The sequence below is a fragment of the Mycobacterium sp. TH-M82 genome (assembly GCF_057473605.1).
The window spans coordinates 1-13384 of record NZ_JBYCKY010000107.1; the positions used below are offsets into that span (position 1 = coordinate 1).

Sequence of the window (13384 nt, forward strand, 5' to 3'; positions counted from 1 at the left end):
AATACGACAATTGTTTCGTGGTTGCCTTTTTACCATGACATGGGTTTGGTGCTGGGAGTCTGCGCACCGATCCTGGGTGGCTATCACGCCGAGCTGACGAGTCCGATTTCGTTTCTGGAGAGGCCGGCCAGGTGGGTGCGATCTTTGGCCGCGTCTCCTCATGCGTTTTCAGCGGCACCGAACTTCGCCTTCCACTTGGCCGCCCGCAAAACAACCGACGGTGACCTGGCCGGGCTCGACCTCGGTGGGGTGCTGGGCATCATCTGCGGTGCCGAACGTGTCCAGCCGGCCACAGTGCGGCACTTCGTCGATCGGTTTGGTCACTTCAATTTCCGGGACCACATGGTGCGTCCTTCGTATGGCTTGGCGGAGGCTACCGTCTTCGTGGCGGCTGGCACCTGGGGTGAATCATCGGAGGCGGTTCACTTCGATGTCGGGGAGTTGTCCGCGGGCCGCGCTAGGCGGTGTGCGGCCGGGACCGCCACAGAGCTGGTCACATACACGGTGCCGCGCTCACCCACACTGCGGATCGTCGACTTCGAGACACGCCGCGAGTGCCCGCACGGCTTGGTCGGGGAGATCTGGGTACATGGCGCCAACGTCGCCGACGGCTACTGGCGTAAACCGCGGGAGGAGCAGCGCTGCTTCGGCGCAATGCTCGTCGACCCGTCACCGGGCACGCCTGACGGACCCTGGCTGAGAACCGGAGACCAGGGTTTCATTTTCTCCGGTGAGCTGTTCATCGTCGGCCGCATCAAAGACCTGCTGATCATCCATGGGCGTAATCACTATCCCGAGGACGTTGAGGCGACGGTCCAAGAGGTCACAGGTGGTCGGGTCGCGGCGATATCGGTCCCGGTGGACAGTACCGAGAAGCTGGTCACCGTCATCGAGCTCAAGAAGCGAGGCGACTCCGACGAGGAGGCGATGCGCCGGCTCGCCTGCGTCAAAAGCGACGTCACCGCCGCGATCTCCACTGTTCACGGCCTGAACGTCGCGGACCTCGTGCTGGTATCGCCCGGGTCGATTCCCACCACGACCAGCGGCAAGATTCGGCGCGCCGCCTGCGTCGAGCAGTACCGCCAGGACCAATTCGCCCGGTTGGACGCCTGAGCCAACCGCTGGGCGCAGCCAGACCGGCAAACGTTGGTCATTGTCCCGACTTCCGCAGCTGTCCGTGCGGGTGTGCCGCTGCGGCCTGAGATCACCCGCCGGCTGGGGAGCGCGGGACGACCTTGTTGGCCTTATGGTTGCGCGACTTGGCGGCGGTAGCGCTGATTGCCCGTCCGGCCAAAGTTCCCAGCAGGGTCTCGCCGAACAACATGCTTCCGGGCATGCCGGCAAAGTCCTCTGCAGCGGCGCCGGCATCCGACACTGTCCCTGCCGCCGTGTCCATCGCGGTGTCTACCGCCGAAGCGGTGGTCGCGGCCCAGCTTGGCGGCACCGACAAGGCGCCGACGACGCTGGCCCGGCCCACTACTGCCGAGGTCGCCGAGGTCGCCGACGTGGTGGCAGCCATCTCCGGCAGCGGGATCCCGAAAATGGGATCGAACGGCCCGAGCCCGGTAGCGAAGTCGCGTAGGGCGCTGGTATTAAAGCCGGTGAGCCTGGTCGACAACGCGATAAGACGCCAGACCTCGTCGTTGATCGACAAGGTCGAGCCGGCTACGAATATCTGATACTCGGTGATCGGCACCCCGGCGATCACGGGCACCACGCCCGACGAGGACGACGACGACGAGGATGTGAGGCCCTGCAGGGCGGTGGTGAGCGCGGACGCCAGCTGCGGACTGCTGGCGGCGGCCTGGGCGTGGCCGGCGCCCACGGCCGCAGCCTGGGCGACGGCGGCGGCCTGGGCCGCCTGCCCGCCGGGCTGGGTGGTTTGCGGCGGCTGACCAAACGGGGTCAACTGCGACGCAGACGCCGAGGAGTCGGCGTAGCCGTACATCACCGCGGCGTCTTGAGCCCACATCTGGTCGTAGGCGGCTTCGGTGGCCGCGATCGCCGGGCTGTTTTGGCCGAAGAAGTTCGTTGCGACCAGTGACGTCAGCTGAGCCCGGTTGGCTTCGATCAGCGGCGGGGGCACCACGGCGGCAAACGCCGTCTCGTAGGCACCCCCGGTCGCCCTGGCCGCCGCAGCGGTCTGCGTCGCCTGTGCGGCGGTGTCGTGCAGCCACGCCACATAGGGGGCGACCGCACCCGTCATCACCGTCGACGCCGGGCCCTGCCATCCGGCACTGGTCAGATTGGCGATCACCGAGGAATATGCGGCGGCAGAAAAACCCAGCTCCTTGGCCAGTCCGTCCCAGGCTGTCGCGGCGGCCAGCAGCGAGGCTGATCCGGGACCCGAGTACAGCCTGGCGGAGTTGATTTCCGGTGGCAGCGCTCCAAAATCCATGGTCGGGCTCCTTTTCTTTCGCTCAACTTCGGGTGGTTGATCGGCCGGCACGCTCGGAGGCCGGGTTATGGACGATCACCGGTTTCGACTTCGGGTCATCAGAGTCGGCGGCGTTTTTCGACAGCGCACTCATCAGCGCCTGGGAAAACGTCATGCCCGGCGTCGGCGCCGCCGGGGTGGGGGCGGCCGCGACAGCGGCGCCGGTGCCTGGCAACGCCAGCGCGACCGGGCGGACCGGCACGGGGTCGCCCGCCCAACTCGGCGGCACCGACAACGCCCCCACCGCCCCGGCCTGGCCTATTCCCGCCGACACCGGGGCCGCCGTCCTGAGCCCGGCAGCAAGCTCGGTAGTGGCGTACCGTTCGGCGAATCGCTGGGCCGTAGCGGCCTGCCGCTGAGTACTTGTGCTTATCCCTATGATCCTGGTTCCCAGATTGACCTGCGAGTTAACCCGGAACGCGGTATTGGCAAGAAAAAACCAGTCCTGCCCGAACAAGGTGGGGCCCAGCAGGCCGTTGAGGCCGAAGATGGGTGCCGTGGCGAACAGCGCCGTGGAGTCCAAGAGCGTCGTCGAGCTGATGAACGGGAAGAACGGGGCGTCTGCTGAGGCTGTCGCCGCCCCGGTCGGGGTGAGCTGGTGCAGCGCGGCGGGCAGCGCCCTGGTCAACTGGGCCAGGGCCTGGGTGTGGGCGCCGGTCGCGGCCTGGGCGCCCTGCCCGGCCGGGTTGGTGGTGAGTGGCGGCTCGTTGAACGGGGGCAACGTGGTGGCCGACGACGCGGCGCCGGCGTAACCGTGCATTGCGGCAGCGTCTTGGGCCCACATCTCGGCATAGTGCGCTTCGGTTGCCGCGATCGCGGAAGTGTTCTGCCCGAAGAAGTTGGTCGCGACCAGTGCCGCCAACAGCGATCGGTTGGCCACGACCACCGGCGGGGGCACCGTCATCGCGTAAGTGGCCTCGTAAGCCGCCGCCGCCGCCTTGGCCTGCGCGGCGGTCTGTGCGGCCTGGGCGGCGGTGTCATGCAGCCATACCACATACGGTGCGGCCGCGGTCGCCATCGCCGCCGATGCCGGGCCTGACCACAGTTGACCGGTCAGCTCCGAAATCACCGAGGAGTAGCCGGCCGCGACGGACTCCAACTCGGCGGCCAGCGCGTCCCAGGCCGCAGCCGCCGCCAGCATCGGCCCCGACCCGGGACCGGTGTACATGCGTGACGAGTTCACCTCTGGCGGCAATGCCGCGAAATCCAACAGTGCCCCTCCTTCAGAGGATGTCGTGGGCCTCGGTGACCCCCATCCGAACCAGCGATAACGTCAGGGGTGGTTCACAAGCACCTAGTGAATCGCCGCGGCCTGCGCGCTGATAGCCTGGCACACAGCCGCCTGCGCGGCGAGCCGACGGGCCGTCAGGCCGCATCGGGTCGGCGCCGGAGTCATCCCGGTGGCGGTTGGCCCGATACGAAAGGCATCAGCCCGTGCTGTCACTAGCGTTGGAGACGGTACCTATCCCGAACCAGCCGGACCTGCGCTGCTCTGACACCTCGGATATCGATCGGGAACGTCGCGGCTCGCTGGCGAAGTGAAAAGAGAGATTGGTGATCGCATTGCGCATAGACACCTGCCTCAACCCGATAGTCGTCGAGTAGAGGCCATTAGCCGGATGCGGCGATCGTGGCGAGCCTCATCGCCATCTACTGTCATACCCGAAAGTTGGGGTATCCGCCTGGACGGATCGCTAGAGTCCGCTGGAGATGTGCTGTGCGCGAGTCGCGCTGGTCGGCTGTCGCCGTTCGGGTCCGGCGAACGCGGTGTTGCGCTGCCGTGAACCAGCACTAGCACCAGCGGTCGGTAGCACCGTCCCCCGGTCGTGTCACTGCGCTGGGTGCGCCCGGAAGCCCGTCCAGAAGCCCGCTCAGAAGCCATTGCGCTGCAGCATTATTCACGGAGTACCGCCGTGATCACTCGTTTTGGTCCGGCGTGTCCTCGGGGGTGAGGTCATAGGCGTCCACCCGCCAGGTGCCATCGACCAGACTCAGCTGGTTCCAGCACGCAGTCCGTTGGCGCACGTGATCCAGCGACGGGTCGAGTTGCTTGAGCAGGGCCTGGTTGAACGCATCGTGGGACACCATCACGACGGGACCGGGCCCGAGTTCGTCCACCAACTCGAAGAACGCCCGTTTGGCCCGATCGGCTACGACTTCGAGCGGTTCCACTCCGGGCGCCGAATCGACACTGCCGTAACGGCGTTCCACGTCGGCGCGGCGCAGCTCGGTCTGGGGCCCGTAGTCGCGGTCGTTGAGCCGGTCGTCGATTCGGGCAGACACCCCGGCGGCCGCGGCGATCGCCTGCGCGGTCGCCACCGCCCGTTGCAGCGGACTGGAGATCACCACCGTGGGATGCCGGGTGGCGAGTTCGTCGCCCAACCGGAACGCCTCGGCTACGCCAACTTCGTCGAGCGGGGGGTCGCTGAGCCCACGCAGCCGTCCGTCGGCGTTGAGGGCGGTACGCCCGTGTCGGGCCAGATAAACGCGTGTCACTGTCGTCACTGTGAACCTCCAGGTAGGTATTCCTACAGGAATCATCGGCCTGGTCGGCGGTTCGGGTGTTGGCTCACACCCCGGCGGAGTTCCATCGCGCCGGGTCAGCGTACCTCAAAATATTTCGTGCACCAATCGCCAGGCCCTCCCGCCGACGTAGCTTGGAATCAGCTGGAGAACCCATGTGCATCGGATACCTCGCCTTGCCAGGAGCGAGGCATCGCGCTTTAATGGGGCGCAGTACGAAGGTTGCGTCGGGTTGAGGCGTATGTCTCGAGGCGTATGTTGAAGCACCGACGCGCCATGGCGGTGGGGCTCGCCACGACTGCGCGTCGTCTATCGATGGCCAACGGTCCCTGCGGAACGCATTGGGATGTGGCTGTCGAAGCCACATACGACGCATGGGAAGGCTGATGGCCGTTTTGTTTTCGTGCCGTTCGATCATGGTTCCCGATTTGGGTTGTCGGCCACATACCACCGTGGCGGACGCTGGGCCGGCGATCCGTTCCCGTGTGTCATTTAAGAGGCACCACCGCCAGTGAGAGGTAAGAACGCCATGGCACGTACGCACCGCATCGTCGACTGGAACCCCGAAGACACCGTCGCTTGGGAGGGCGGCGAGAGCCGCATCGCCCGCCGCAACCTGCTTTGGCAGGCCGTGAATGTGCATATCGCATTTTCGGTTTGGTACCTGTGGTCGGTGATGGTGTTGTTCATGCCGGTGGCTGTTTACGGTTTTTCGGCTGGCGACAAGTTTTTGCTGGCCGCCACCGCATCGCTGGTGGGTGCGCTCGCGCGTATCCCCTATGCGTTGGCGTCCAATTGGTTCGGCGGCCGGAACTGGACGGTGTTTTCAGCGGCGGTACTGGTGATCCCGACTATCGGGACCTTGTGGCTGATGGCCCATCCCGGGCTCCCGTTGTGGCCGTATCTGGTGTGCGCGGCGCTGACCGGACTTGGCGGCGGCAGCTACTCGTCGTCGCTGGCCAAGGTCGAGGGTTTATATCCGCAGCGGCTCAAGGGCTTTGCCCTAGGTGTCACCGGAGGGCTTGCCAACCTGGGGTCTGCGTCCGTCCAGATAGTCGGGCTGCTGGTGATTGCCACAGTCGGTCATCAGGCATGGTACTGGGTATGCGCGGTTTACCTGGTGTTGCTGGCGGTCGGCGGTATCGGCGGGGCGTTGTTCATGGATAACATCGCCGCTCACCGCACCGGCCTCTCAGTGACCAACTACTGGTCCATTCTCAAGGTGCCCGACTCGTGGGGAGTTGCGTTTCTCTACCTCTGTGCTTCGGGGACGTTCTTGGGTTTCGCGTTCGCCTTCGGCGAGCTCCTGCAGCACAACTTCAGGGCCGCGGGACAAAGCTACGGTCAGGCGTCGCTGCATGCCGCCGAGATCGCCTTCATCGGACCGCTGCTGGGTTCGTTTGCGCGGATCGTCGGCGGTCGTCTCTGCGACCGATTCGGCGGTGGCCGCGTCGCCCTGAGCGTCTTTGGTACCGCGACCCTGGCCGGCGGGCTTCTGGTCGGCGTCAGCACCCACGCAGATCATGTCCACGACAGCGGCGGCTCCCTCGGCCTCTCCACGATGGTCGGCTACATCAGCGGGTTCATGGTGCTGTTCATCCTCTCCGGAGTGGGTAAAGCTGCGGTCTACAAGCTGATCCCGTCGATCTTCGATGCGCGCAGCCGGACGCTGGGGATCGGCGACGTTGAACGGCTGCACTGGGCCCGGGTACGCTCGGCAGCGGCGATCGGCTTCGCCGGCGCGTGCGGTGCGCTCGGCTCGGTGGGGGTCAACGTGGCGCTGCGGCAGTCCTATGAACTCAGCGGCACTGTGACACCGGCATTCTGGGTCTTCCTGGTGTGCTATGCGGGTGCCGCGGTGCTGGCCTGGGCACGGTATGTGCGGCCGCACGGGTCGCTGCAGGCGACGACGGCTGAAAACGAGGCGGTGGCAGTGACCGCGTCGGGCCGCCGAAACAGCGTGTAGGAGCACTGCCGAGCGCACCAAGGAAGGGACAACGACCCACGTGATGATGGAGGGCAGGATGAACGCGCCAGTAGGCGATAGGTCAGTGGGGCAGTATCTTGACCGAGTGTGCGCATTATCAGTCGAAGCCGGCAAGCTGACCCGCCGCCATCGCCCCCAGCTCGTTGCGGGCAACTCGGTGCGGCAAAGCCGGCGAACGTCCTCACTAATCTGCAACAAACCGACGTCGAAGAATGACAGTTTTGTGATCGGCTTCGAGTAACCGCTTTCGTGATAGCAATGATTCGGGTGACCCGAGAGAGTTGAGCATGAGTCGTAACATCACGTGGCATCTTCAAAGTGTTACTCGCCGCGAACGGGAAAGCCTTAATGGCCACCGGGGATGCGTGGTTTGGTTCACCGGACTGAGTGGCGCCGGCAAGAGTACGGTGGCGAATCTGGTGGACCGGAAGCTCTATGAGCGGGATATCCATGGTTATGTCCTGGATGGGGACAACGTGCGTCACGGGCTCGATGCCGGGCCCGAGGGGCTTGCAAAATCTCATGGTGAAAAGTTCGCCAAGCGTTTCGGCTTAGGGTTTTCCGCCGAGGAGCGCGAGGAGAATATCCGGCGGATCGGCGAGGCGGCGAAGCTGTTCTGTGAGAATGGCATCGTTGCTCTCGTCGGCTTTATCAGCCCGTATCGTCGTGACCGCGACAGAGTTCGCGCCAACTTCGCCGACGGCGACTTTATCGAGGTCTTTGTCGACACCCCACTGGAGATCTGTGAGCACCGCGATCCCAAAGGGCTTTACAAGCGGGCCCGAGCCGGCGAAGTCACGGGGTTCACCGGGATCGACGATCCCTACGAAGCGCCGTTGCATCCCGAAATCAGGCTGGACGGCCAGAAGGATCCCCGCTTACTGGCAGACGAGGTAGTTTCCTATCTCGAGCAAGTGGGTGTGATCTCGTCTCCTCTTGGCTGCCGTAGTTCTCGACGCGGTGGCTGCTAATGTTCTTTCGTAGCGCGATTGGGCCGAGGACTTGCGAACTCTGGCGCTCGAGAATGCGCGATGAGGAGTTATAACTGGTTGACAATATTTTAACGGTACCTGCGATGAGGTCAGCTGGATATTTTGAAAAACGAAACGGTCAAACATAATCCGAAAGAGAGGCGGTTAGATGGCTTATCTGGGCCATAACGGAAAAGCAATAGTAGAAAGCGTGTCGACGGTCGACGCTGCGAAAAAGATAACAAACCTTCCAAGAGTCCCCATAAAGCGGGCGACCGCGCACGAGGTAATCAGCCTTTCGTACGGTTTCTTCACACCGCTTACCGGATTTATGCGGCGCCAAGAGGTTGATGACACCTTGGACAAGATGCAACTCCCGGACGGAACGCTGTGGAGCATACCCATAGTATTCGACATGTCGGCCGAGAATATCGAGAAGTTCAATATCGCAGAAGGGGATCGCGTAGTTCTTGACTACCTGGGCGCCCCGATGGCCATCTTCAACGTTGAAGAGATATACGACTACAACCTAGAGCGGATGGCCGAAAATACCTACGGCACGACGGATACCAGGCACCCTGGGGTGAAGAGGGTGATGGCCTACGAGGACAGGTTCCTCGGCGGCCCGATCACGCTGATCAACGAACCCGTGTTCAACGAGCCGTTCAAGAGCTACTGGTTGACCCCAAAGCAACATGCTGACGCGTTGAGGGGGAAAGGCTGGAAGCACGCTGTCGCCCATCAGACGCGCAACGTTCCACATACGGGCCACGAGGCACTGATGAAACAGGCCTGGTTTGCCGCGAACGAGGACCTGCCAGTGGACACCCTGAATACGGGAGTCCTGGTCAACGCAATCATCGGCGAGAAAAGGCCCGGCGATTACATTGACGAAGCAATACTTTTGGCGCAGAATGCCCTTCGAACTAATGGATACTTTCGTGACGATGTTCACATGGTGACCTTCACGCTATGGGACATGCGGTACGCAGGCCCCAGAGAGGCCATCTTCCACGCGATCCTGAGGACCAATCTTGGATGCACACATCACATGTTCGGACGAGATCACGCGGGAGTAGGGGATTACTATCAACCCTATGACGCGCAGAACCTCCTCAAGCAATATCGGGAGAAGCTCTCGTTAAAGCCAGTTTTCCTTAGAGAAAATTGGTACAGCCCGGAATGCTTGGATATCGAAAGCTCTGCCCTCTGTGGCCTCGAGTCGACGGCTCAAAGCTTTAGTGGCAGCGTGATCAGGAGCATACTGACCGACGAAGTGAAACCGACGAGAATGGTTATGCGGCCGGAGGTGTTCGACGTCGTCATGGAAAGTGCGGCCACTTACGGACAGGGCTCACCCTTCGTGACCGAAGACTATCTGAAAGACCGACTGCCGATCTTTTCCCTCAACAAATTAGAGGAGCTCGATTCATGAACAAAAGCCAGAGCGATATCAAGATCAATGTCTGGATCAACGACGTGCGACTGGCAGTATTGCAGGAGGCCGGGCTGGCGGAAATGGCTAAGGAGGCGTTCGCCGGCATGAAGCGTCTGGCGATTTCCGCGACGGAAGACCAGAAGAACCTCCTCCTGCAACGTTACCCATCGGCGAAGTATGATTCCGCCACCACTCGCTCCATCGAGTTGCTCCCCAAACTGGCAAAGGATAGCTTATTCGACCTTTCCATCAAAATGCACTCGACGGGCCCCGAGGTAGTCGGCCGTTTTCTCGAACAGGCATGATCGCGGGCCCGGCATCCCAGGACACCGTCGGTGGTGCGGTGACCAGGACTGTGATGGAGTTGATCATCGCGTAGAAGAGCAGCACCGCGGCTTCCGGTCGCGGGGAGCGCGCGGCCGGCTGGGGGTATCGCTGGCGGGGTTCGGCCAGATGTGTTGCTCTCCAGGCTTCTTCACGTCAAGTGCGGCTCTCGGCCGGTTTGTGGTTGCGGCTTGTCTGGTCGTCGGTTATCGGAATCAGCTGGAAATCTGCTGTGCATCAGCTGCTTTGGGTTGTCCAGGTAGAGAGCATCGGGTTGACTGGAGGTGGAGTAGGCTCTGGGTTGGCAGCTGGTATGCTGCCAATGACGCATGATGGCGGTGGGGCTCGCCATAAACTGTCGCATAACGTATCGACGGCCAACGGTCCCTGCGGAACAGAACAACAGATCAGTACCCGGCTGGCCAATTGTGCAGCCAGATGTGACGCAGAGGATAGCGTGGTGGCCGTTCGTTTTTCGTACACATTCGAAGCAAGCCCGGACAGTGCGGGCCCGCGATGAGCACATCCGACAAGTCCCGATCGGGCTGGCGCGATTGTCAGGCGGCCGTCCTACCTGCGCGAAGCGACTTGACGGTTACGCCTACATGTTCGGTGAGAGGTAGATAGCGCATGGCGCGTGGGCACACCATCGTGGAATGGAATGCCGAAGACGCCGCGAGTTGGGCGGATGGCAACAACGCGATCGCCCGCCGCAACCTGTTCTGGTTGGTGGTGAACACCCATGTCGCCTTCTCGATCTGGTATTTGTGGTCGGTGCTGGTGCTGTTCATGCCGGCGTCGGTCTACGGTTTTTCCATCGGCGACAAACTGCTGCTGGCCATCACCGCCTCCCTGGTCGGGGCGCTGGTGCGCATCCCCTACGCGATGGCCGCCAACTGGTTCGGCGGCCGCAACTGGACGATGTTCTCCTCGCTGGTGCTGCTGATTCCGACTGCCGGGGCCATTGTGCTGCTGTCTCATCCTGGCCTGCCGTTGTGGCCGTATGTGGTGTGCGCGGCGTTGACCGGGTTGGGTGGCGGCAACTACTCGGGTTCGCTGGCCAAGGTCGACGGTTTGTACCCGCAGCGGCTCAAGGGCTTTGCGCTGGGACTCACCGGTGGGTTCGCCAACCTGGGATCGGCGGTCATCCAAGCGGTCGGGCTGGTGGTGCTGGCCGTCGTGGGCAACGCCGCGCCGTACTGGGTATGCGCGATCTACCTGTTGCTGCTGGCCATCGGCGGGCTCGGCGCGGCGCTGTTCATGGACAACGTCATCGCGCACCGGGCCGGCCTGTCGATAACCAACGTGCGCAACATTTTGTCGGTGCCCGACTCGTGGATCATCTCGTTTATCTACTTGTGCTGCTCGGGTTCGTTCCTGGGTTTCGCGTTCGCGTTCGGCCAGGTGTTACAGCACAACTTCATCGTCGGCGGTCAGAGCCACACGCAGGCCTCGCTGCACGCCGCCGAGATCGCGTTCATTGGGCCGCTGCTGGGATCGCTGGCACGCATCGCCGGGGGTAAGGTCAGCGACCGCTTCGGTGGCGGGCGGGTCAGTCTGGTCATGCTGGCCGCCATGATCGTCGGTGGAGCGTTCGTGATCGCCGTCAGCACCCACGACGACCTCACCAGCGGCCCCGGAGGTGCCGCGACGACACTGACCATCTTTGGCTACATCATCGGCTTTATCTGGCTGTTCGTCTTCTCCGGCGCGGGTAAGGCGGCGGTGTACAAGCTGATCCCGTCGGTCTTCGAGGCGCGCAGCCGCGTACTGGACGTCAGCGACGACCAACGTCGCGACTGGGCCCGGGTCAGGTCGGGGGCGTTGATCGGATTCGCCGGCGCGTTCGGGGCACTCGGCTCGGTGCTGATCAACTTGGCCCTGCGGCAGTCCTATGAGAGCACCGGCACCGAGACGCCGGCATTCTGGACCTTCTTGGCGTGCTATCTCGTCGCCGCGTCGCTGGCCTGGGTGCGTTACGTGCGACCGCAGCATGCGGGTGTCCCGGCATTCCAAGGCGGCGGGCAATGACGACGGCCGGCGGCTGAGGCGATGCAAGACCGAATGGACGAAACCCATGGGCGGGCGGGTGCGACCCGTTCGCTCTCTGGGCACCGAAATTGGAGAGGGAGGGCTGCAGTGTAGCGTGTTTACATTCTAGACAGTGTCACGTTTCCTTACGAATCCTCGTCCCGTGAGTAGGCGTTCTTACGGGCGATCTTACAGAAAGGCGAAATCAGCTATGCAGAAACAACTCGTCCGCCCGAGCAGAGTCCTCCGGGATTATCTGTCCAACTCCCTGGTATGGGAGGATTTTCTGGCCCAGGGCGGCTTTGTCGACGGCGACATCGTCGTTGTGACCCCGTTTAAGGCCGGCACCACCTGGACTCAGCGGGTCGTCCAGCAGATCCTGCAAAACGGTGAGGAGAACGACGGAGGCCTCTCGGACGCGTCTCCGTGGCTCGACTCCAGCTGGGGCGATCACGCGCAGATGCTTGCCACGCTGCAAAAGCAGCGCGATGCCGGGATACGGCGGGTGATGAAATCTCATGTGCCCGCCGACGCCCTGCCGCTCGCCTCTGAGGCCCGGTACGTGTTTGTCGGCAGAAACGGCAAGGATCTGGGGATCAGCTTCCACATCTATCTGAAGAACTTCACTGCGGAGACGATGTCGGCGATCAACCGGATTCATGCCGAGTGGTGCTCTGATCACGTGCCTCTGGTGATTCCCGACGACGTGCAGGTGTTTTTCGACCAGTGGATCGACACCGACGGATACGGCTGTTGCGACCTGTTCGATATGATGAAGTCGTGGTGGAAGTTCCGGGACGAGCCGAACGTGTTTCTCATCAACTATCAAACGCTGAGAGATAATTTCCAGAGTGAAGCCGCTCGGCTCGCGGAGTTCCTGTCCTGTGACCCCGCCTCGCTTCGTATGGATGTTATCGAGGAGCATTGTTCGTTCGAGTACATGAGCGCCCGCGCGGAAAAAATGGCGCCGTTCGGCGGAGGACACATGGGCAACGCCAAGTCGTTCTTCGACGGGGTCGGAGTGGATAGCGATTACCACAGCGTATTAACTCCGGCGTCGATCGAGCACTACGATCGGCTTGCTGTCGAGAAGCTTGGCAAGCAGTGCGCGCACTGGTTGGAGACGGGTGAAGTCACCTCGGCACCGTGATTTAATCCGGCCATCATCTCATACCGTGGGACTTCGCCCTCCGGCGAAGTCCCACGGTATGAGATAAATGCCCCCGAGGCCGATGCCAGAGCGGGTGCTGGTACGGCGCGACCGCCTCCTCATGGACGGCGTTGCACTGCTCTACATCGTGGCGATCGCGATGGTGGCACAGCGATGCGGCGGGCACTACCTCCTTTTCCCGGGTCTTGCGGCACTTTCGCACGACGTTTTGACCCGGCCGTGGGGAAAATGGGCGATCCAGCCCGGGCGGCTGATCCTCACGCCGGCGTTGGGGGCGACCGTCGGCACATTGACAACGCGAGCGTTCGGTTACGGTGTCCTGACCATTCTCGTCGTCACCACCTTGTGTCTGATTCTTCTTGCTGTGCTGCGGTCGAATATCGCCCCGACGATCGCGGCCGGCGCACTGCCCCTCGTGTTGGGTATGAAGAGCTGGGTTTACCCCTTCTCGGTAGCGTTGAGCCTCGTTGTGTTGGCCGGAATCTTGTTGCCGTGGAAAAAA

Annotated in this window: 10 protein-coding genes, 1 pseudogene and 1 riboswitch; of the genes and pseudogenes, 8 read left to right on the plus strand and 3 right to left on the minus strand. The window is 62.8% G+C overall.

Annotation, left to right across the window (positions count from 1 at the left end; translation table 11 throughout):
- Window positions 1-1113, plus strand: a 1113-nt coding sequence (locus tag AC2VON_RS03240) for an AMP-binding protein (protein WP_486951653.1), incomplete at its 5' end; no start/stop codon positions are given.
- Window positions 1114-1204: 91 nt separating this feature from the next.
- Here AC2VON_RS03240 and AC2VON_RS03245 read toward each other — a convergent pair.
- The 3 genes from AC2VON_RS03245 to AC2VON_RS03255 form a co-directional block, all read right to left on the minus strand.
- The gene (locus tag AC2VON_RS03245; RefSeq protein ID WP_486951654.1) at window positions 1205-2398 is read right to left on the minus strand and encodes a PPE family protein; all 1194 of its coding nucleotides are present in this window, start codon (window positions 2396-2398) and stop codon (window positions 1205-1207) included.
- 22 nt (window positions 2399-2420) lie between these two features.
- Entirely contained in the window at window positions 2421-3647 is a 1227-nt protein-coding gene (locus AC2VON_RS03250) for a PPE family protein (protein ID WP_486951655.1), read from the minus strand.
- Between the two features lie 385 nt (window positions 3648-4032).
- Window positions 4033-4094: riboswitch (Fluoride riboswitch) on the minus strand.
- Between the two features lie 260 nt (window positions 4095-4354).
- Window positions 4355-4933 carry a histidine phosphatase family protein gene (locus tag AC2VON_RS03255; RefSeq protein WP_486951656.1) on the minus strand — a complete coding sequence of 193 codons (579 nt, stop codon included), beginning with the start codon at window positions 4931-4933 and terminating at the stop codon, window positions 4355-4357.
- Between the two features lie 556 nt (window positions 4934-5489).
- Between AC2VON_RS03255 and AC2VON_RS03260 the strand changes: the two genes are divergently transcribed.
- From AC2VON_RS03260 to AC2VON_RS03290, 7 genes and pseudogenes are all read left to right on the plus strand, one after another.
- Complete coding sequence (locus AC2VON_RS03260) at window positions 5490-6926, plus strand: MFS transporter (RefSeq protein WP_486951657.1); 1437 nt, start codon at window positions 5490-5492, stop codon at window positions 6924-6926.
- Between the two features lie 308 nt (window positions 6927-7234).
- The gene (cysC, locus tag AC2VON_RS03265) at window positions 7235-7918 is read left to right on the plus strand and encodes an adenylyl-sulfate kinase (protein ID WP_486951658.1); all 684 of its coding nucleotides are present in this window, start codon (window positions 7235-7237) and stop codon (window positions 7916-7918) included.
- Window positions 7919-8087: 169 nt separating this feature from the next.
- Window positions 8088-9353, plus strand: coding sequence for a sulfate adenylyltransferase (sat, locus tag AC2VON_RS03270; RefSeq protein ID WP_486951659.1), 1266 nt, complete (start codon window positions 8088-8090; stop codon window positions 9351-9353).
- The gene (locus tag AC2VON_RS03275; RefSeq protein ID WP_486951660.1) at window positions 9350-9661 is read left to right on the plus strand and encodes a DUF6955 family protein; all 312 of its coding nucleotides are present in this window, start codon (window positions 9350-9352) and stop codon (window positions 9659-9661) included. Before sat ends, AC2VON_RS03275 begins: the two co-directional genes overlap by 4 nt.
- A gap of 649 nt (window positions 9662-10310) precedes the next feature.
- The gene (locus AC2VON_RS03280; RefSeq protein ID WP_486951661.1) at window positions 10311-11711 is read left to right on the plus strand and encodes an MFS transporter; all 1401 of its coding nucleotides are present in this window, start codon (window positions 10311-10313) and stop codon (window positions 11709-11711) included.
- 211 nt (window positions 11712-11922) lie between these two features.
- Window positions 11923-12861, plus strand: coding sequence for a sulfotransferase domain-containing protein (locus AC2VON_RS03285; protein ID WP_486951662.1), 939 nt, complete (start codon window positions 11923-11925; stop codon window positions 12859-12861).
- Between the two features lie 67 nt (window positions 12862-12928).
- Window positions 12929-13384, plus strand: a pseudogene (locus AC2VON_RS03290) (hypothetical protein); the annotation flags it as partial.

Excerpts from the sequence above, each read along its gene's own strand:
- sat (WP_486951659.1), top strand. The coding sequence starts at position 8,088 with ATGGCTTATCTGGGCCATAACGGAAAAGCAATAGTAGAAAGCGTGTCG.
- AC2VON_RS03285 (WP_486951662.1), top strand. The coding sequence starts at position 11,923 with ATGCAGAAACAACTCGTCCGCCCGAGCAGAGTCCTCCGGGATTATCTG.
- AC2VON_RS03280 (WP_486951661.1), top strand. The coding sequence starts at position 10,311 with ATGGCGCGTGGGCACACCATCGTGGAATGGAATGCCGAAGACGCCGCG.
- AC2VON_RS03245 (WP_486951654.1), bottom strand. The coding sequence starts at position 2,398 with ATGGATTTTGGAGCGCTGCCACCGGAAATCAACTCCGCCAGGCTGTAC.
- AC2VON_RS03260 (WP_486951657.1), top strand. The coding sequence starts at position 5,490 with ATGGCACGTACGCACCGCATCGTCGACTGGAACCCCGAAGACACCGTC.
- AC2VON_RS03275 (WP_486951660.1), top strand. The coding sequence starts at position 9,350 with ATGAACAAAAGCCAGAGCGATATCAAGATCAATGTCTGGATCAACGAC.
- cysC (WP_486951658.1), top strand. The coding sequence starts at position 7,235 with ATGAGTCGTAACATCACGTGGCATCTTCAAAGTGTTACTCGCCGCGAA.